Genomic DNA, 20,174 nt, shown 5'->3' with positions numbered 1-20,174 from the left:
CGGTAACCGGCGCGTGCGTTCAAAGGAGCACAGCGAAGTGCAGGAGTTCGACCTTCTCGTGGTGGGTGGCGGCCCCGGTGGGTACGTCGCCGCGATCCGGGCCGCGCAGCGCGGCCTCTCGGTCGGTGTGGTGGAAAAGGAGCGGCCCGGCGGGGTCTGCTTGAACTGGGGCTGCATCCCGACCAAGGCGATGCTGCGTTCGGCCGAGGTTTACGAGACCGTGCTGCACGCTGCCGACTTCGGGATCAACGTCGAGAACGTGAGCGTCGACTACGACGCCGTCCGACGTCGCAAGAGCAGCGTCGTCAAGGGCCTCACCGACGGCGTCGCCGGCCTGCTCAAGGCCAACGGCGTCACCGTCATCAACGGCCACGCCCGGTTCACCGGCCCGACCGCGGTGGACGTCTACGCCACCGGTGAGTCGCCGCTGGGCGCCGAGGGCCCGCGCTACGCCGCCGAGCCGACCGGCGCCAAGCCGATCGAGCAGGTCAAGGCCCGCGACATCATCATCGCCACCGGCTCGGTCCCCGTGCAGCTGCCGCTGCCCGGCGCGGACCTGCCCGGCGTGATCACCTCCGACGGCGCCTTCGGCCTGACCGAGGTGCCCAAGCGCATCGCCATCATCGGCGGCAGCGCGGTCGGCGCCGAGTGGGCGACGCTGTTCGCCACCCTCGGCAGCGAGGTCAGCATCATCGAGATGCAGAAGACCCTGGTGCCCGCCGAGGACGCCGAGGTCGGCAAGGCCCTGGGCCGCTCGTTCACCAAGCGCGGCATCAAGGTCCTCACCGAGGCCACCGTCTCCCGCGTCGACCAGGCCGCCGACGGCCTGAAGGTCACTGTGGACGGTGCCAAGCCGCAGCAGATCGACGCCGACGTGGTGCTGGTCGGCGTGGGCCGCAAGCCCAACACCGCCAGCCTCGACCTGGACAAGACCGGCGTCGCCACCAGCCAGCGCGGTTTCATCGAGGTCGACGAGAAGCTGCGCACCAACGTCGAGCACGTCTACGCGATCGGCGACGTCACCGGCAAGGCGCTGCTCGCGCACGTCGCGTCCCACCAGGGCATCGTGGCGGCCGAGACGATCGCCGGGCAGCACGCCGCGATCGACTACAACGTCATCCCGGCGGCGACCTTCACCCACCCGGAGATCGCCAGCGTCGGCCTCACCGAGGCGCAGGCCAAGGACGCCGGGCACGACGTCGTCGCCGCGAAGTTCCCGTTCGCCGCGCTGGGCCGCGCCCAGAGCTACGGCGACACCGAGGGCTTCATGAAGATCGTCGCCGGCAAGAAGTACGGCGAGGTCCTGGGCGTGCACATCATCGGGCACTCCGCCAGCGACCTGATCACCGAAGGCGCGCTGGCGATGGCCCTGGAGGCCACCCTCGACGAGCTCGCCGAGACCATCCACGCGCACCCGACCCTGGGCGAGATCGGCATGGAGGCGGCCATGGCCGCCCTCGGCCTGCCGGTCCACGTCGCCCCGCCGAAGAAGCGCTGACCACGGAATCGAACTCCAGAAGCGGCCTGCGTAGCGGTGCCAGTAGCGGAACCTCAGACGCCGTCTCACTCCGGGAGCCCCGACATCATGAATGCCAATTCACCACGTCGGAGCTGTCCTCGCGAGACGACGTCTGAGAACCCGCGGCGGTGCCGGTGAGCAGCCCCGCACCGCAAGCGGCTACCGCCGCTTCTGAATACAGTCGATCGAAAAGGGGACTGTGATGGCAACGACAGCCACGCGCAGCAAGCCGGCCACCCGCAGCACCGCCAAGTCGCGGCGCAGCGGCGGTGCGGTACGCGGCTCCGGCGGCGGACGCTTCGCCGGGGAGTCGCCGGAGCTGCTCCAGGACTACTTCCACGAGATGACCCTGATCCGCCGCTTCGAGGAGCGCGCGGCCCAGGGCTACACCCAGGCCAAGATCGGCGGGTACTGCCACCTCAACCTCGGTGAGGAAGCGACCGTCGTCGGCCTGATGCGCTCCCTGCGCAAGTCCGACCTGCTGTTCACCAACTACCGCGAGCACGGCTACGCGCTGGCCAAGGGCATCGAGCCCGGCCGCGTGATGGCCGAGCTGTACGGCCGCACCACCGGCACCTCCAAGGGCTGGGGCGGCTCGATGCACATGTTCGACGTGGAGGCCGGGCTGCTCGGCGGCTACGGCATCGTCGGCGGCCAGATCCCGCTGGCCACCGGTGCCGCGCTGGCCATCGACTACCGCGGCGGCGACCAGGTCGTGATGTGCCAGATGGGCGACGGCACCACCAACATCGGTGCGTTCCACGAGGCGCTGAACATCGCCGCGCTGTGGAACCTGCCGGTGGTCTTCGTGGTGATCAACAACCACCTCGGCATGGGCACCACGGTCGACAAGTCCTCCGCGGAGCCGGAGCTGTTCAAGCGCGCCTCGGCGTACAAGATGCACGGTGAGCGGGTGGACGGCAACGACCCGCTGGCGGTCCGCGAAGCGGCCACCCGCCTGGTCGAGCAGGCCCGCAACGGCGGCGGCCCCGCCCTGCTGGAGTGCGTCAGCGAGCGGCTGAAGGGCCACTCGGTGGTCGACCCGGCCAAGTACCGCAGCGAGGAAGCGGTCGAGAAGGCCAAGGAGGCCGACCCGGTCGCCGCCTTCCGCGCCGAGCTGATCGAGGCCGGTGTCCTGGACGAGGACGCCGCCGTGGAGATCGAGCGCAAGGCGCAGGCCGAGGCCGACGCTGCGGTCGCGTTCGCCGACGACAGCCCGCACCCGGACCCGTCGACGCTGTTCGACTACACCTACGCCACCCCGGTGGCCAACGATTCGCGACGGCTTCCCGCCGACCCGGTCTTCTGACGCCCTTCCGGGTTTTCCGCGAAAGTTCTCGTCGCGGTATTTGCGACACCCCGCCACTTGATCCGTGAGTGTTTTGGGCTGCTATCGCAGCTCAAAACACTCACGGCTCCCATTGCTCTTTTCCAGGAGAAACACCCTTGGCCGTCATCACGTACCGCCAAGCGTTGCACGACACGCTTCGCGAGGAAATGCTGCGCGATGAGGACGTCTTCCTCATCGGCGAGGAAATCGGGGTCTTCGAGGGCTCCTACAAGATCACCGCTGGTCTGCTCAAGGAGTTCGGCGAGAAGCGGGTGCGCGACACCCCGATCGCCGAGGAGGGCTTCGTCGGTGCCGCGGTCGGTGCGGCCATGCTGGGCCTGCGCCCGGTCGTCGAACTGATGACGATCAACTTCTCGCTGGTCGCGCTGGACCAGATCGTCAACCACGCGGCCAAGATCTACGGCATGTTCGGCGGCCAGACCTCCGTGCCGATGGTCCTGCGCACGCCGGGCGGCGGCGGCCAGCAGCTGGGCGCCACCCACTCGCAGAACATCGAGCTGTACTACGCCTTCGTGCCGGGCCTGAAGGTCGTCGCGCCGAGCACGCCCGCCGACGCCAAGGCGCTGCTGCTGGCCTCGATGCGCGACAACGACCCGGTGCTGTTCCTGGAGAACCTGGCGCTCTACAACACCAAGGGCGAGGTTCCCGACGTCGTCGAGCCGGCCGAGATCGGCAAGGCGAAGGTGACCCGCGAGGGCACCGACATCACCATCATCGGCTACTCCCGGATGGCGCTGGTGGCCCAGCAGGTCGCCGAGAAGCTGCACGCCGAGGAGGGCATCAACGCCGAGGTCGTGGACCTGCGCAGCTTGCGGCCGCTGGACCGGCAGACCATTGTGGACTCCGTGCGCAAGACCGGCTGCGCCGTCGTCGCGGAGGACGACTGGCTGACCTACGGCATCGGCGCGGAGATCGCCGCGTCCATCTCGGACGGTGCGTTCGACTACCTCGACGCCCCGGTGCGCCGGGTCGCGGCGGCGGAGGTGCCGCTGCCGTACGCCAAGCCGCTGGAGCGCGCCGCGCTCCCGTCCGCCGAGTCCCTGACGACTGCGATCCACCAGACGCTGGACGCCGTCGGCCGTCGCCGCTGAGGCCTGTCTCACCCGAGGAAGACGATGACTGAGATTCAGATGCCGAGGCTCTCCGACACCATGGAGGAGGGCGTGATCTCGAGCTGGCGCAAGAGCGTCGGCGACAAGGTCAGCCGCGGCGAGGTGGTCGCGGAGATCGAGACCGACAAGGCCCTCATGGAGCTGGAGGCCTACGACGACGGGGTGCTGGAGAAGATCCTCGTCGACGAGGGCGCGACGGTGCCGATCGGCACCCCGATCGCGGGCCTCGGCGACGGCTCCGGCGCTGCGGCGGAAGCGGCTTCCGCCCCGGCCCCGGCCGCCGCTCCGGCTCCCGCGGCTGAAGAGGCCCCGGCCTCGGCCGCCGAGCCCGCTGCGGCTGCTCCGGCCGCCGCCCCGGCTGCGCCCGCCGAGCCGGGCACCAAGCCGAAGGCGTCGCCGCTGGCCAAGGCGGTCGCCAAGGAGAAGGGCGTCGACCTCGCCACGGTGCAGGGCACCGGCCCCGGTGGCCGGATCATCCGCGCCGACATCGAGGCCGCCGCTGCTGCCGCCCCGAGCGCTCCGGCCGCCGCCCCCGCTGCTGCCCCGGCCGCCCCGGTCGTCGCGGCGAGCGAGGACGTCGAGGAGATCCCGCTCAACAAGATCCAGAAGGTGAGCGCCAAGCGCCTGACGGAGAGCAAGCAGCAGGCGCCGCACTTCTACCTGACCAGCGCCATCGACGTCACCGAGCTGATGTCGTTCCGCGGCAACCTCAACGAGCGGCTGCAGGCCGCCGGCGGCCCGAAGGTCAGCGTCAACGACCTGGTCGTCAAGGCCGTGGCCACCGCGCTGCGCGCCAACCCGTCGGTGAACGTCTCGTTCGGCGGCGACAAGCTGCTGCAGCACAAGCGGATCAACCTCGGCGTCGCGGTGGCGATCGAGGGCGGTCTGGTGGTGCCGGTGGTCAAGGACGCCGACCGCAAGAGCGTCTCCGAGATCGCCAAGGAGAGCCGCGAGCTGGCCGGGCGCGCCCGCGAGGGCAAGCTGAAGCTGGACGAGATGTCCGGCGGCACCTTCTCGATCTCCAACCTGGGCATGTTCGGCATCGAGCAGTTCAGCGCGGTGATCAACCCGCCGGAGGCGGCGATCCTGGCGGTCGGCGCGGCCCGCGACGAGGTGCAGGTCCGCGACGGCGAGTTCGTGGCCCGCAAGATCCTGCGCGTGACCCTGTCGGCGGACCACCGCGCGGTGGACGGCGCAGTCGGTGCGGCCTTCCTCCAGCAGCTGACCGCGCTGCTCGAGGACCCGATCCGCATCATCGCCTGATCACCGAGTGACCAAGGCCCCTTCCGCGAAGACCCCGACTCTCGCGGAAGGGGCCTTTTTCATGCCCTGGCGGCTCTGCAGGTCCGCGTGTGGGGCTATCAATTCGCCATTCTCGGCGTGTACCGCCAACTGGGTTGCATTTCTCGCCAAGTGTTTCGGTGCTTTCGTGATCGATGTGATCTGGAACGCCGATTTGTTGTGATTGCCTGCGAGATCACCGATGCGTCTGGAAAACTCCGCGCCCGAATTCCGGTGGCGAGCAGGGGCTCGCCGATCTCTAGGGGAGGGAATCGGAATAGTGGCATTGACCAGGGGGAGGAGCACGGCCCTGCCCGCGCTGACCGCTGCTGCGGCGGCGCTCTTGGCGGCCTGCGGCCAGAACCCCGCACAACAAGCACCACCACCCGCGACGGTCACGGTGACCCAACCTGCGCCGCAGGAAAGCTCGGAAGCGAAGGAAGACGCCGAGGCTCAGGAGAGTTCGGCAGCCGACGAGTCCACAGCGGACTCCGCTGGTAGTGCTGAGGAGAACCCCTCGCAAGGTCCTTGCCGGACCTCGCAGCTGCGAGCGCGGTTCTACCCGAACTCGGTGGATGGTTTGCAAAAAGACCCGTCGCAGCCGCCGGACCGCGCGCACGCGATGCTGCGGTTCGCGAACGTCGGCGCGTCACCTTGCACCGTGGAAGGTGCAGCCAGGCTCGAGTTCGTCGGCCATTCGGGCGAACTGCTGGGGTCAACGCTGGACGAGGTGACGCACGCGCCGACCGAGGCGATCTCCATCGGTACCAGGGAAGGCGTCGGCCAGGACCTCTGGTGGAAGTACGACCCGTTCAAGGACGGGGCCTGCATCGACCCGGCGAAGGTACGCGTGTACCCGCCGGAGAACACCGAACCGATCACGCTGGACTGGAACCTCAGCGTCATCTGCGCGGGCGGCACGCTCGAAACCAGCCTCTTCTTCCGAAACTGACGTTGACGTACCAAAAACCTGAGCAGGAAACGAGAGAATGAACTGGAGACTAGCGGGCAGCCTCGAGGTGCTCCGGGATCAGATCAACCGTGCGTTCCCGAACCGCAGCATCGCCAGCGACGGCGCGCTCGGAGACTCAGCGCATCAGAACCGGGAAAGCGACCACAACCCGTCGAATGGCATCGTGCACGCGGTCGACATCACGCATGACCCGGCCAACGGGGTGGACATCAACAGGCTCACCGACGAACTCGAGCGCAGTCGCGACCCCCGGATCAAGTACATCATCGCCAACGGGCTCATCCTGGACTCGCGCGAGGGGAACAACCCGTGGCAATGGGTCAAGTACAACGGCCCGAACCCGCACACCAAGCACTTCCACATCTCCGTCTTGGCGGGCCCAGCGGCGGACGACCGGCGTCCGTGGAACCTGCCGAGCCTGGTCGGCGCGCCCCCGCCTCCGCCGCCGCCCGCGCAGCCGCCGCAGGGGAATCCTCCGGTGCCGCCGCCCCCGGGACAGCCGCCTGCGCCGGCTCCGCTGCCGCCGGCTCCTCCTGGCCCGCCTGCGCGTTTCGGGCCTCCCGGGCCACCTGATCCTGAAGTCATGCGCACCGTTTACTTGGTGGGCAAGGAGATGCAGGTTTCCGACAAACTGATGCTCGCAGCGTTCGAAACCGGTCTCGTCGAATCGAGGATGTCGAACCTCGACGGAGCGCGCGACGCGGACTCGCTCGGAGTTTTCCAGCAACGCCCTTCGATGGGGTGGGGCTCCCCTGAGCAAGTGCTGAACGTGAACTACGCAGCGCACAAGTTCTTCGAGGCTGCGGTCAGAGAAGAGCGCCAGGATCCGAACCGCACAGCTGGTCAGATCGCTGCGGATGTGCAGAAACCTCGGCGGGACCTCCGGGGAAAATACGACGAGCACGAGGCTGAAGCTCGTAAGCTCCTCGACGAGACCGCTCGGTCGTTCCCGGCACCGCCACCTCCTGGACAACCGCCGGTGCCACCTCCGCCGCCGCAGCCGCCCGCGCCGGATCAGCCTCCGGCTCCGCCGCCGCAGCCGCCCGTTCCGCCGCAGCCCCCGGCTCCGGGGCAGCCGCCGCAGCAAGGGCAGCCTCCGATGCCTCCGCCGGCTCCGCCTCAGCCTCCGGCTCCGCCGGAGCGGGTGGTGCCTGCTGTGTTCGGGTCTTGGATCATCCCTGGGCCGGACGGGGCCCTTTCGGCCTTCGCCACCAGCACTTCCGGGGAGGCCGTCACCGCTTGGCAGGTCGCTCCCGGTGGGGACTGGGTCGGTTGGCTCGGGATCGGTGGGGAGCCGGTCGGGCACCCGGTCGTCGTGCGCGAGCCGGGCGGTGGGCTGTCGGTGTTCGCCCGGAACAGCAACGACGAGATCATCACCTCGTCTTGTCCGCAGCCCGGCGCGAAGTGGGGGCCGTGGAGCGGTTTGCGGGGCGACATCGCCGCCGATCCGGTTGCGGTGGTGCGGCCTGACGGTGCGTTGGCGCTGTTCGCCGTCGGGCGGGACGGCAAGCTCTACGGCACCGCGCAGGCCGGTCGCGGTGGGCACTGGACCGAGTGGGACGACTTCGGCGGCGAGCTGATCGGTCGGCCCGCGGTCGCGTTGCGGCCGGGCGGCACCGTTTCGGTGTTCGCGCGCAACTCCCAGCAGGAGATCGTCGTGTCGACGCAGGGCACTGCGGGCGCCGCTTGGTCGGCGTGGCAGGGCTTGGGCGGCAGCATGGTCGACGATCCGGCGGTCGTCACGCTGCCCGACGGCGTCGTCGTGCTGTTCGCCGTCGGCAACGACCAGCAGCTCTACGTCATGTCGCACCCGGGCGAGGGCGGTTTCTGGTCCGGGCTCGGCGGTGACTTCGCCGGCACCCCGGCGGTGGCCGTGGGCCCGGAGGGGAAGCTGTCGGTGTTCGTGCGCAGCACGTCCGGCGAGGTCCTGACCGCCGAGCAGGAAGGGCTGCAGGGCGGTTGGTCCGCGTGGGCGAACCTCGGCGGGGAGCTGGAAGGCGATCCCGTGGCGGTGAGCCGTCCGGACGGGGCGTGCTCGCTGTTCGGCGTTGGTCGCGGCGGGGACATGCTGACCGCCAGCCAGCCCGGGCCGGGGGCGCCGTGGACGCCCTGGCAGGAGCTGGTCGACTCGCTGAAGGCCTGATCTCGTTGGTGGACGGGCGCTTTCGCGGTGGAAGCGCCCGTCCACCGGTCAGTGCGCGGTGTCCTCCTGGTACGCGCGAGTGAGTTCCGGGGCGTAGGCCAGGAAGAGCTGGAGGATGCTGATCGGGGCTCCGACCGGGCTCGGCAGGGCCAGGTCGTGGGCCACGTGGGCGCCTCGGTGGGTGGGGACGGGCGTGGTCACGTCGGTGAACCAGCGCAGGAAGTCGACCGGGGCCAGCGGGATTCCCGTGGTCTGGCCCAGGTTCTCGTTGAGCATCAGCAGCGCGGACTGGGGGTTGCGGAGCATCCAGCGGTAGAACTCGCTGAACTGGTAGATCTGCCAGTCGACCCGGGTCGGGCGGGCGCCGTTGGCCTCGGCCAGGCGCACGCCGTGCTCGGTCGAGGCCTGCTCGGCGTTGCCCCACGCCGGGTCGTGCGTCCAGCGATCGGTCAGCTCGCCGCGCTGCATGCGGCGGAGGTAGTCGGCCCACAGGTGCGATCCCGGGTTGCCGCCGTCGTCATCGGAGACGCCGAGGGCCATCGCGGTGCCGCGCTCGATGCCCTCCAGGATCCCGGCGTCGACGTGCGAAACCCAGGAGCCCCGCTCGCCGAAGCCCTTCTCGATGAAGAAGCCGATGATCCCCTCGATGTTGCGCCAGTGCCGGAAACCCGGGATGTACTCGGCCGAAACCCGGTCCTGCACGGCGCGGACGAACGCGAGCCGCTCGGTCAGCGGCATCGCCTCCAGCTCGGCGGCAGTGCAGTCCAAAGTGGACGCGCAATGTCGGCCGGTGCTCGCCTGCGCGCTCGCCGGAATCGGCAGTGCGGCAAGGACGAATGCGAGCAGCAGGGTCACTAGGCGGACGCAAACGGCCACGGAGATCCTCCTCGATCTGGACATCGAGGAGGAAGTGAACCACCAAGACGATCATCGCCCGCCCCAATCCGCCACACCGCCCACACGTGTTCACCGGATCGGGTCATCGTTGCGCCCACGGGAACCACAGTTTCAATGGAAACTGTGATCCGCCGTGCCTGGGTTCCGCAGTTTCAATTGAAACTGCGGTCCCCCGGCGTGTCGGGACCCGACATGCCGACGGGTGTGGACAGGTCGTCCGGGCTGTGGAGAACTTCCGCAAGTTCAATGGAAATCGGAGGTCTGATTTCCATTGAATTTGCGGGAGGGCGGGTCAGAGCTTGGTGCAGGCTTCGGTGAGGACGGAGCGGAGGATCTGCTCGACCTCGTCGAAGTGGTCCTGGGTGCAGATCAGCGGTGGGGCCAGTTGGATCACCGGTTCCGCGCGGTCGTCGGCGCGGCAGTACAGGCCCGCTTCGAACAGCGCGGGGGAGACGAAGCCCTGCAGGACGCGCTCGGCGTCGGCCGCGGTGAAGGTCTCCTTGGTCGCCGCGTCCTTGACCAGCTCGATGCCGTAGAAGTACCCGGCGCCGCGGACGTCGCCGACGATCGGCAGGTCCAGCAGCTTGTCCAGGGTGGCGCGGAAGTTCGCCTCGTTGGCGCGGACCTGGCCGTAGAGGTCCTCGGACTCCAGCAGGTCCAGGTTGGCCATGGCGACCGCGCAGGCCACCGGGTGCCCGCCGTAGGTCGAGCCGTGCGTGAAACTGCTGTCACCGGACAGGAACGGCGCCATCAGCCGCTCGTCGGCGATCATCGCGCCGAGCGGGGCGTAGCCGGACGTGAGTCCCTTGGCCACCGTGATGATGTCCGGCTGGTAGCCGTAGCGGTTCGCGCCGAAGTCATGGCCCAGCCGGCCGTACGCGCAGATCACCTCGTCGGAGACCAGCAGCACGTCGTGCTCGGTGCAGATCTCCCGGACGCGCTGCCAGTAGCCGGGCGGCGGCGGGAAGCAGCCGCCGGTGTTCTGCAGCGGTTCCAGGAACACCGCGGCGACCGTGTCCGCTCCTTCCCGTTCGATCGCGCGGCCGATCTCCTCGGCCGCCCAGACGCCGAACGCCTCGTAGTCGTCGGCGTACACCGGCGCCCGGTAGAAGTTGGTGTTGGGGACCTTGATGGCGCTGGGCACCAGCGGCTCGAAGTCCTGCTTGGCGCCGGGGATCCCGGTGATGGACAGCGCGCCCTGGGACGTGCCGTGGTAGGCCAGCGACCGGCTGATCACCTTGTGCTTGCCGGGTTTTCCGGTCTTGCGGAAGTACTGCTTGGCCAGTTTCCAGGCGGTTTCGACGGCTTCGCCGCCGCCGCTGGTGAAGAACACCCGGTTCAGGTCGCCGGGGGCCTGGGCGGCGATCCGCTCGGCGAGCTCGACGGCGCCGGGGTGCGCGTGCGACCACAGCGGGAAGTAGGCGAGCTGCTTGGTCTGCCGCGCCGCCGCCTCGGCGAGCTCTTCGCGGCCGTGCCCGACCTGGACGGCGAACAGGCCGGCCAGGCCGTCGAAGTAGCGCTTGCCGCGCTCGTCGTAGACGTAGGGGCCCTCGCCGCGCGTGATCACCGGGATCTCGCTGTCGGCGTAGCCGCCGTGCTGGGCGAAGTGCAGCCACAGGTGGTCCCGCGCCCGGTCGCCGAGCGTGCGGTTCGCGGCAGGGTGCTCCGTCGCGGTCATGATCAACCTCGCATCGATTGTGGTCTTCGAAATCAATCGTATAAGAGAACGAAAGCAACTGAAAACGTTGTTGAAGGTCATATCAACAACTGATCTAGTTGTCTGTGATCACCCAGTGGGTGTCATGACGTCGTCGCAGGTGCACCGCGTAGTACGCCCCGGCCAAGGCCGCCAGTGCGGCGGTGAGAAGCAGGTCCGCGACGTCCTGGTTGACCAGGGCGAGGGCGATCGCTGCCGCGGTGACCAGCGCGGGCAGCGGCCACAGCGGCATCCGCCACGCCTCCGGTTGGCGCGACCGGCGGACCCGCAGCGCGGCGATCGCGATCAGCAGGTAGAGCGCGGCCACGATCACGCCGGTCAGGCCGATGAGTGCTTCGACGTCCACGAGTCCGGCGAGCGCGGCGCCGGGCACGCCGACCAGCAGCGTCGACACCCACGGCGATTTCCAGCGCGGGTGCAGCCGGGACAGCGCCCGATTCATCCGGGTTGGCCACGCCTGGTCGCGCGCCGAGGCGTAGAGCACCCGCGCGTTCTGCAGGACCATGACGATCACCGCGTTCAGGATCGCCGCGGCCACGGCCAGGCTCACGAAGGTCGACAGCACCGGCCCGCCCCACGCTTCGACGATCGCCGGGAAGTCGGCGGTGGCCAGATCGGCGTCGGTCGGAGCGCCCAGCACGATCGCCACCGTGGGCAGGCCGATGATCAGCACCGCGGCCAGCAGCGACCACAGCACCGTGCGCGCGACGCTGCGCTTCGGGTCGCGCAGCTCCTCCGACAGGTAGACCGCGCTCCCGAAGCCTTGGAAGGTGAAGATCGCGACGGCCAATCCCGTCAGCAGCACGGTCGTCGTGAACGGCGCGGAACTCCCTGCGGCGTCCGGAATCGTCGGCTCGGTCAGGGCGCTCAGCGGACGGTTGGCGTGCGAGAAGCCGAGGACCGCCACCAGTGCGGCGGCCAGCACCTCGATGCCCAGGAAGATTCCGGTCACCAGCGCGTTGGACCGGACGTCCAGCACGGCGGTCGCGGTCGCCAGCAGCATCACGACGGCGCCGGTGGTGGCGGTGTCGAGCTCGACCAGCGAACTCAGGTATTCGGCGGTGCCCAGCGCGATCACCGGTGGCACCACGACGATCATCGCCAGGCTCATCACGAACGTGATCCACCCGGCGCCGCGCCCGAGCACCCGGGCCACGATCGAATATTCGCCCCCTGCGTGCGGGAACCGGGTGCCGAGTTCGCTGTAGCAGAACGCGACGCCGAGGGACACCAGCGCGCCCAGCGCCAGGGTCAGCACGACACCGGTGCCCTGCGTTTGCACCAGTGGTGGAACCACGATGAACAGCGACGACGCCGGAGTGACGCAGGACAGGGTCAGCAGGACGCCGCCGAACACGGTCAGCACCCTGGGCAGTTTTTCCGGTCTGGTGGCAGCAGGAGGCGACGCGGCCTCGTTCGTCCAGGACATGAGGGCCTCGTTGGGGGAGAGGGGATCCGGGGCGTGGCGTCCCATTGAAAGTGGCCGCCTGTGCAGCGTCAAGAGATTGGCAACGAAAAGAGCATCTATTGCGGCCTATTGCGATTGAAAGCGTTGTCAGTCAACATGTTCGCAACTGAATCAGTAGTGCAACGCTGAAAGAGGTGTCGTGTGGGCCGGCAAGTGTTCGACAACTTCATCGACGACCGTCGCGTGCCTGCGGTCGACGGGCGGACCCTGGACGTCATCGACCCGGCCACCGGGGAGGTCTACGCCGCCCAGGCGCTCTCCGGAAAGTCCGATGTGGACAATGCGATGGTCGCTGCGGGCAAGGCGTTCCGCGGCTGGCGGCGCACCACCCCGGCGCAGCGGCAGACGGCGCTGCTGCGCATCGCCGACGCTGTCGAAGCCCGCGCGGCCGAGGTGGTGCGCGTGGAGTGCGAGAACACCGGCAAACCGGTCGAGCTCACCCACAGCGAAGAGATGACCATGGTGCTGGACCACCTGCGGTTCTTCGCCGGTGCGGCGCGGGTGCTGGAAGGCCGCGCCGCGGGCGAGTACATGGCGGGCCACACCTCGATGATCCGCCGCGAGCCGATCGGCGTCTGCGCCCAGGTGACGCCGTGGAACTACCCGCTGCTGATGGCGATCTGGAAGATCGCGCCCGCGCTCGCCGCGGGCAACACCGTGGTGCTCAAGCCGTCCGAGACGACTCCGGCGAGCACGGTGCTGCTGGCCGAGATCGCTGCTGAGCACTTGCCCGCCGGGGTGTTCAACGTGGTCACCGGGGATCGCGACACCGGGCGCTGCCTCGTCGAACACCCGGTGCCGCAGATGGCTTCGATCACCGGCTCGGTGCGCGCCGGGATCGAGGTGGCGGGGTCGGCGGCGCGGGACGTCAAGCGCGTGCACCTGGAACTCGGCGGCAAGGCGCCGGTCCTGGTCTTCGACGACGCTGACGTCGCTGCGGCGGCAGAGGGCATTGCCGCCGCGGGGTTCTTCAACGCGGGGCAGGACTGCACGGCGGCGACCCGAGTGCTGGTGCAGGAGGGGGTGCACGACGAGTTCGTCGCGGCGCTGGTCGAACAGGCGCGCAACACCCGGACCGGCCCGCCCAGCGACACCGACGTGCTCTACGGTCCGCTCAACAGCGCCACGCAGCTGGAGAAGGTTGCCGGCTTCATCGATCAGCTGCCCGAGCACGCGACCGTCCACTGTGGTGGACACCGGGTCGGGGAACGCGGCTACTTCTACGCTCCGACGGTGGTTTCCGGCCTGCGCCAGGACGACGACATCGTGCAGAACGAGATCTTCGGCCCGGTGCTCACGGTGCAGCGCTTCAGCGACGAGGACGACGCCTACGCCAAGGCCAACGGGGTCCGCTACGGCCTGGCCTCGTCGGTGTGGACCGCCGACCACCAGCGGGCGATGCGCGCGAGCGCGGAGCTGGACTTCGGCACGGTGTGGCTCAACACCCACATCCCACTGGTCGCGGAGATGCCGCACGGCGGGTTCAAGCACTCCGGCTACGGCAAGGACCTGTCGATGTACGGCCTGGAGGACTACACCCGCATCAAGCACGTGATGTCCAGCCTGGGCTGAAAACCTGCCTGAAGCACTCGTCCTGCGTGGCAGTGCGAGTGGCGAGGGTGGGTGATGCGCCTGGCGGCGCATCAAAGACAAAGACCAGAACTCAGGATCAAGAACGGGCGCTCAGCGTTCTAGCGGGTGCCCCAGGCGTAGGTCTGCTTGCGCAGCTTGAGGTAGACGAAGGTCTCGGTGCCGGTCACCGCGTCCAGGCTGCGGATCCGCCGGTTGATCACTTCCAGCAGCTGCTCGTCGTCCCGGCAGACCACCTCGACGAGCAGGTCGAACGACCCGGCGGTGAGCACCACGTACTCGATCTCCGGGATCTCCGCGAGCGCGTCGGCGACCAGCTGGGCGTCGCCGGAGACGTTCACGCCGATCATCGCCTGGCGCAGGAAGCCCAGCTGCAGCGGATCGGTGACCCCGACGATCTGCACCATCCCGGAGTCCAGCAGCCGTTGCACGCGCTGTCGCACCGCGGCCTCGGACAGGCCGACGGCCTTGCCGATCGCGGCGTAGGACCGCCGGCCGTCCTCCTGCAACTGCTCGATGATCTGCTTGGACAACTCGTCCACGGGCACGGGCGATTTCGCGTCGGAGCTGTCCTGCTCCTGGGACTTGCGGGTCACAGCACAGCATCGTTGCTGCTGCAAGCCCCCCGGTGCAAGCCGGTGCCCCGGGACTCGCGGGTCAGCTCAGCGCATCGACGAGCTTCGGCGTGAGGTGGTCCAGTGCGAACGGGATGCTCGAGACCGTGGCCGAGCCGAGGGCCATGGTCAGGTCGTAGTCGTCGAGCAGGACCAGTGCGCCGCGCTTGGCCGCCGGGAGGTTGTTCAGCAGCGGGTCGTTTCGGACCGCGTCCACGTCGGTGGCCTTCGCCGTGGTGACGATGACGACGTCGGCGTCCAGCAGCGAGACCTGCTCCTTGCTGATCTTGACGTTGAACTTGCCGCCGCTGTCCAGGCCTTCGATGGCCGGGGACAACCGCAGGCCCAGCTGCTCCAGCAGTGCGGTCCGGGCGTCCTGCTTGGTGTAGGCCGCGTAGGTGCCCGCCGAGTCGGTGCGGACGGTGACGTGCGTCTTGCCCTGGAGCAGCTTGTTCGCGTCGCGGGTCTGGTCGATGCGCGCCTGGGTGTCGGCGACGAGCTTGGCGACCTCCGCCTGCTTGCCCAGCGCCTGGCCGATCGTCTCGGCCTGCACCCGCCAGTTCACCCCGTAGTCGATCGAGTTCGGCGGCTGCGCCACCACCGGGTTGAAGCTGGTCAGGCGGTTGTACTGCTCCTGGGTCAGCGCGCTCTGCAGCGCGAGCATGACGTCGGGGGCCAGTGCGATGACGCCCTCCGCGTCGACCTCGCTGCCGAAGATCTTCGGCTTCTCGCCGCGCAGCATCGGCTCCACCCACGGGCCGACGCCGCTGGCCCACGGGCCCCACTGGGTCAGCCCTGCCGGGATGACGCCCAGCGGCAGCAGCACGTCGTGGTCGGTGATGCCGAGGCTGACGACGCGCTGCGGGGCGGCCTTGATCTCCGCGGTCCCGTACCGGTTCGGGATGCTGGTCGGGAAGCCCGGTCCGCCCTGCGGGGCGTCGCCCTCACCCGGGGCGCCGCTGGTGCCGCAGGCCGCCAGCCCGGCGGCGGCGAGCACGCCGGTCGCGCCGATCAGGAAGCCCCGGCGGCCGAACCTGCTGCTGGCAAGAGCTGGGGGAGGAGTCATCTCCGCGTCCTTCGTAGTCCGACATTTCGTTGTAAGGAAGGCTAACCTAACTCGGCTTGCGGGTGATCCGTTGGTGAACCGGATCACCCGGGTGTCGCGGAGGCGTATCGTTGGCGGGGAGCGAACGCACGTTCTGCGCGCAAACAACTGGCGTTGGAGTCGCGATGAGTGACGATGACGTTTTCGACCGCCGCTGGGTGCTCACCGAGGACGAGTTGCTGCGGATGCTCTGGCGCAGCTACGCCGGGGAGAACCCCGACGTCCTGCTGGTGGAGCTGCACGCCAACCACCGGCCCGACCGGCGGAATCCGGGGCCGTTCGGCGCCCGCACGCCCAAGTCCACGCGGCACAAGCGCCATCGCGTGGTGCGCTGATCGCCCGATCCGCTCCGGGGCGTCCTCCGCTGCCGGTACGGTGGCCGTCGATCAACGCCGTACTGGAGACACGCCCTGATGAGTTCGTTCCTCGCCGGATCCCGCGCCTTGGGCACCGGATTCGGCATCATCGCGCGCCGACCGAAGCTGCTGGTCCTCGGAGCGCTGCCCGCGCTGATCAGCGCCGCGCTGCTGCTCGGCTGCCTCGGCGCGCTCATCTACTCCAGCGGTGACCTGGTCAGCTGGATGACCCCGTTCGCCGACGGCTGGGGCGATGTCGGACGCCGAGCGCTGCGGATCCTGGTGGGGATCGCGCTGGTCGGTTCGGCTGCGCTGCTGGCCTCGGTGTCGTTCATCGCGATCACGCTGCTCGTCGGCGGACCGTTCTACGAGCACATCGCCGAGAAGGCGGAGGAGGAGCTCGGGCTCGACACCTCCGACGACGGCGCGGGCGCGCTGCGGCAGATCGGGCGCGGGGTGCAGGACTCGGTGAAGCTGGTGCTGATCGCGCTGGTCGGGGCGATCGTGCTGTTCGCGATCGGGTTCATCCCGGTGGCCGGGCAGATCGCGGCGCTGGTGCTCGGCGCGCTGTTCGGGGCGTGGCTGGTCGCGGTGGAGATGGTCGGCCTGGTCTTCGCCCGGCGCGGCCTGAAGCTCGCCGACCGGCGCCGGGAACTGCGCAAGCACCGGGCGGCGGTGTTCGGCTTCGGCCTGCCGACGTACCTGCTGTGCCTGATCCCGGTGCTGCAGCTGGTGGTGATCCCGTCGGCGGTGGTCGGCGGAACCCTCCTGGCCCACCAGGTCCTCGACCCCGCCCGAACCGGGGCTCGGCGCTGAGCCCAGGCATTTCGATGCGGGGTGGGGGAGCGAGCAGGCTTTAGAGTCGGGGTGTGACGAAGCCTGTGCAGCCGGACGACTCCTACCTCCGCGCCGTATCCGCCGCCACCGAGCGGGCCGTGGCCGCCGCTGAGCCGATCCGCTCCGAGCACGCCGGGGCCGGCGCGGAGCTGTGCTCCGAGGTCGAGGCGTGGGTGGACGGCCATGCGGACGAACTCGTCGGGTTGAGCCGGGATCTGCACGCGTATCCGGAAGAGGCCTTCGCCGAGCACCGGTCCGCCGCGCAGGCCGCTGAGCTGCTGCGGCGCCACGGGTACGACGTCGAGGTTGGCGTCGGTGGGCTGGACACCGCTTTGCGCGCGGTCGCGGGCACCGGTGGGCCGCACGTCGCGGTGCTGGCGGAGTACGACGCGCTGCCCGGCATCGGGCACGGGTGCGGGCACAACATCATCTGCTCTGCCGCGGTGGGCGGGTTCCTCGCCGCAGCGTCGGCGATGGCGCAGGGACGGGTGAGCCTGTTCGGCACCCCGGCGGAAGAAGGCGGTGGCGGCAAGGAGCACTTGGCCCGGGCGGGGCTGTTCGACGACGTCGACGCCGTGGTGATGCTGCACCCGTTCTCGCACGACATCGCCACCCACCCGTTCCTCGGGCGCCGCCAGCTCGAGGTGGTGTTCCACGGCGTGGCCGCGCACGCCGCCGCGCAACCGTTCATGGGGCGCAACGCCCTCGACGCGGTGGTGGCGACCTACCAGGGCGTCGCGGCGATGCGACAGCACATGCCGTCGACGGACCGCGTGCACGGCATCATCACCGACGGCGGCAAGCGCCCCAACGTGGTGCCGGACCGCGCGGCGGCGCTGTTCTACGTGCGTTCCGCCGAGCCCGGATCGCTGCGCGACCTGGCGTCCCGGATCGAGGCCATCGCGCACGGCGCGGCGTCGATGACGGGTTGCGGCGTCGAGCTGAACTGGGACAACAACCCGGCATACCTGCCGATCCGGCACAACGACGCGCTGGCCGCGCGCTGGGCCGCGCACCAAGCCCGCCGCGGCCGGACGTCGTTGCCGCGCGGCGTGGTCCCGGAGTACCTGACGGGCTCGACGGACCTCGGCAACATCAGCTACCGCGTCCCGGCGATCCACCCGATGATCGGCCTCGGCGACCCGAACCTGGCCCTCCACACGGAAGAATTCGCCGCCGCAGCAGCCTCGGAAGCCGGAGACCGCGCGGTGATCGACGGAGCCATCGGCCTAGCCCTGACCACAGTGGACTACCTGGTGGACGCTGGTCTCCGCCAGGCGGTCGAGACCGAGTTCGCCGCCGCCGGAGGGCCTCTCGACGTGGTGGCGTACTTCGACTGAGCCGGTCACGGCGCGCCGGGCCGGATGAGGCCCGACTCGTAGACGATCTGCGACGACCACTGGTCGCGGGCGCCTCGCGGCGTTCCCCTGGTCGGGTGGAGTTTGCAGTTTCAATTGAAACTGTGCTCCACCGGCGTGTCGGGACCCGACATGCCGACGGATGTGGACACCTGACCCCGATCTGCTGAGAACTTCCGCAAATTCAATGGAAATTGGACCTCTGATTTCCATTGAATTTGCGGGACCTCGGGAACCCGGGATCCGGGGCGGTACCCGGATGGGGGGAGCATGGGCGAACGGCCCGTTCGCCTCGGTTGGTGAGGTGAACGGGCCGTTCGCTGTTGGGTCACTGGCCGCGGAGGAAGGCTTCCACGGTGTCCTTGGTGACGACCTGGACCGGGATGTTGGTCGGTTGGCCGGGGCCGAGGTCGTGGGTGCGGGCCGCTCGGACCGCCTGCTCCACCGCCGCCTTGCCGAGCAGCTTCGGCTGCTGGGCCACGTCGGCGCTCTCGGTGCCTGCCTTGACCGCCTCCAGGCCCTCCGGGGTTCCGTCGAAGCCGACGACCTTGACGTCGGTGCCCGCCCGGGCACCCAGGGCCTTGATCGCGCCCAGCGCCATCTCGTCGTTGGCCGCGAAGACGCCGCGGATCTCCGGGTGGGCCTGCGCGATGTTCTGCATCACGTCCAGCGCCTTGGTCCGGTCGAAGTCGGCCGGCTGCGAGGCCACCACCTGGATGCCCGGGTGGTTGCGGATCTCGTCGGTGAAGCCCTGGCCGCGCTCCCGCGCCGCGGACGTGCCGGGCTCGCCTTCCAGCACCGCGATCGGGCCGGAGCCCACCTGCTCCGCCAGCTGCTGAGCGGCCAGGCGGCCACCCGCGACGTTGTCGGAGGCGACGGTGGTGACCACGTTGCCTGCGCTGGGTGCGCGGTCCACGCCGATCACCGGGATCTGCGCCGAGTTCGCCGCCTGCACCGACGGCACCACCGCGTCGGAGTCGACCGGGTTGACCACGATCGCGTCGACGTTCTGCGCGATCGCGTTCTGCACCGCGTTCGCCTGCTGCGAGGCGTCCTCGGACGCGTCGGTGACCCGCAGGTCCACGCCGAGCCGGTCGGCCTCCTGCTGCGCGCCTTCGCGCAAGTCGACGAAGAACGGGTTGTTCAAAGTGGACACCGACAGCGCGACCTTCAGCCGCCCGTCGTCGGCGGCGTTCTGCCGCTGGTAGATCGCCCAGCCCGCGGCCACCACCAGCAGCGCGGTCACCGCCGCCGTCGCGCGGCGCACCGAAGGACTGCGCAGCAGCCCCGGACCGCGCTTCCCGCTGCGGCGACGCTGGCGCGCGGTGTCGAACAGCACCGCCGCGGCGATCACCGCACCGATGACGACTTGCTGCCAGAACGCCGAAACGTCGAGCAGGTTCAGGCCGTTGCGCAGCACCGCGAGGATCAGCGCGCCGACGAAGGTGCCCAGCGCCGAACCGACACCACCGGCCAGGCTCGCCCCGCCGATCACCACCGCCGCGATCGCGTCCAGCTCGTAACCGGTGCCCGCCTCGGGCTGCGCCGAAGCCAGCCGCGCCGCGAGCAGGATGCCCGCCACCGCGGCGAAGAGCCCGGACATGGCGTAGATCAGCAGCCGCTGGCGGGTGACCTTGATGCCGGACAGCCGCGCGGCCTCGTCGTTGCCGCCGATCGCGTACATCGCGCGCCCGGCGTAGGTGCGGCGCAGCACGAACGCCGTGATCAGCCCGATCACCAGCATCACCAGCACCGGGTAGGGGAGCACGCCGAACAGGGCACCGCTGCCGATCTCGGTCAGCCAGCCGTCCAGGCCGATCGGGCGACCGTCGGAGATGACCAGCGCCAACCCG

The 20,174-nt window shown here is 69.6% G+C and carries 16 protein-coding genes; 10 read left to right on the top strand and 6 right to left on the bottom strand.

The genetic code is table 11. From position 1 onward, the window contains the following. Positions 1–37: 37 nt before the first annotated feature. The 6 genes from lpdA (at position 38) to OU415_RS25900 (ending at position 8,379) form a co-directional block, all read left to right on the top strand. Entirely contained in the window at positions 38–1,498 is a 1,461-nt protein-coding gene (gene lpdA, locus OU415_RS25925) for a dihydrolipoyl dehydrogenase (protein WP_270951831.1), read from the top strand. 223 nt (positions 1,499–1,721) lie between these two features. Continuing rightward, positions 1,722–2,828, top strand: a complete 1,107-nt coding sequence (pdhA, locus tag OU415_RS25920) for a pyruvate dehydrogenase (acetyl-transferring) E1 component subunit alpha (RefSeq protein ID WP_270951830.1) — start codon at positions 1,722–1,724, stop codon at positions 2,826–2,828. Between the two features lie 137 nt (positions 2,829–2,965). Further along, entirely contained in the window at positions 2,966–3,961 is a 996-nt protein-coding gene (locus tag OU415_RS25915; protein ID WP_270951829.1) for an alpha-ketoacid dehydrogenase subunit beta, read from the top strand. A gap of 24 nt (positions 3,962–3,985) precedes the next feature. Then, a complete protein-coding gene (locus OU415_RS25910; protein WP_270951828.1) occupies positions 3,986–5,245 on the top strand; it encodes a dihydrolipoamide acetyltransferase family protein in 1,260 nt (419 codons plus the stop codon). 220 nt (positions 5,246–5,465) lie between these two features. Beyond that, positions 5,466–6,215, top strand: coding sequence for a DUF4232 domain-containing protein (locus OU415_RS25905; protein WP_270951827.1), 750 nt, complete (start codon positions 5,466–5,468; stop codon positions 6,213–6,215). A 37-nt stretch (positions 6,216–6,252) separates the two neighbouring features. Then, entirely contained in the window at positions 6,253–8,379 is a 2,127-nt protein-coding gene (locus OU415_RS25900; RefSeq protein WP_270951826.1) for a hypothetical protein, read from the top strand. Between the two features lie 48 nt (positions 8,380–8,427). Here the strand turns inward: OU415_RS25900 and OU415_RS25895 are convergent, their stop codons facing one another. The 3 genes from OU415_RS25895 to OU415_RS25885 all read right to left on the bottom strand — a co-directional run bounded on the left by OU415_RS25895 (position 8,428) and on the right by OU415_RS25885 (position 12,422). Then, positions 8,428–9,255: a hypothetical protein gene (locus OU415_RS25895; protein ID WP_270951825.1), complete on the bottom strand. Its 828-nt coding sequence runs from the start codon at positions 9,253–9,255 to the stop codon at positions 8,428–8,430. 313 nt (positions 9,256–9,568) lie between these two features. Continuing rightward, complete coding sequence (locus OU415_RS25890) at positions 9,569–10,954, bottom strand: aspartate aminotransferase family protein (protein WP_270951824.1); 1,386 nt, start codon at positions 10,952–10,954, stop codon at positions 9,569–9,571. A 94-nt stretch (positions 10,955–11,048) separates the two neighbouring features. After that, positions 11,049–12,422, bottom strand: a complete 1,374-nt coding sequence (locus OU415_RS25885) for an APC family permease (RefSeq protein ID WP_270951823.1) — start codon at positions 12,420–12,422, stop codon at positions 11,049–11,051. Between the two features lie 207 nt (positions 12,423–12,629). On the opposite strand from OU415_RS25885, the gene OU415_RS25880 reads away from it, so the two are divergent. Further along, positions 12,630–14,033, top strand: coding sequence for a gamma-aminobutyraldehyde dehydrogenase (locus OU415_RS25880; protein WP_408641918.1), 1,404 nt, complete (start codon positions 12,630–12,632; stop codon positions 14,031–14,033). Positions 14,034–14,152: 119 nt separating this feature from the next. Here the strand turns inward: OU415_RS25880 and OU415_RS25875 are convergent, their stop codons facing one another. Next, positions 14,153–14,647 (bottom strand): Lrp/AsnC family transcriptional regulator, encoded by a 495-nt coding sequence (locus OU415_RS25875; protein WP_333778719.1) that lies wholly within the window; start codon positions 14,645–14,647, stop codon positions 14,153–14,155. A 61-nt stretch (positions 14,648–14,708) separates the two neighbouring features. Continuing rightward, a complete protein-coding gene (locus OU415_RS25870; RefSeq protein WP_270951822.1) occupies positions 14,709–15,731 on the bottom strand; it encodes an iron-siderophore ABC transporter substrate-binding protein in 1,023 nt (340 codons plus the stop codon). A 164-nt stretch (positions 15,732–15,895) separates the two neighbouring features. On the opposite strand from OU415_RS25870, the gene OU415_RS25865 reads away from it, so the two are divergent. From OU415_RS25865 to OU415_RS25855, 3 genes are all read left to right on the top strand, one after another. Further along, positions 15,896–16,105: a hypothetical protein gene (locus tag OU415_RS25865; protein WP_270951821.1), complete on the top strand. Its 210-nt coding sequence runs from the start codon at positions 15,896–15,898 to the stop codon at positions 16,103–16,105. A 78-nt stretch (positions 16,106–16,183) separates the two neighbouring features. Continuing rightward, entirely contained in the window at positions 16,184–16,942 is a 759-nt protein-coding gene (locus tag OU415_RS25860; RefSeq protein ID WP_270951820.1) for an EI24 domain-containing protein, read from the top strand. Between the two features lie 65 nt (positions 16,943–17,007). Continuing rightward, positions 17,008–18,303 carry a M20 family metallopeptidase gene (locus OU415_RS25855; RefSeq protein ID WP_270951865.1) on the top strand — a complete coding sequence of 432 codons (1,296 nt, stop codon included), beginning with the start codon at positions 17,008–17,010 and terminating at the stop codon, positions 18,301–18,303. Between the two features lie 346 nt (positions 18,304–18,649). Here OU415_RS25855 and OU415_RS25850 read toward each other — a convergent pair. After that, on the bottom strand, positions 18,650–20,174 hold a 1,525-nt coding region (locus tag OU415_RS25850; protein WP_270951818.1), incomplete at its 5' end, for an ABC transporter permease/substrate-binding protein.

Origin of the sequence: Saccharopolyspora oryzae, assembly GCF_027853915.1 — a bacterium.
GTDB classification, from domain to species: domain Bacteria; phylum Actinomycetota; class Actinomycetes; order Mycobacteriales; family Pseudonocardiaceae; genus Saccharopolyspora; species Saccharopolyspora oryzae.
The sequence above is the reverse complement of the archived record's forward strand: the minus strand, read 5'-3'. Positions and strand labels throughout refer to the sequence as shown.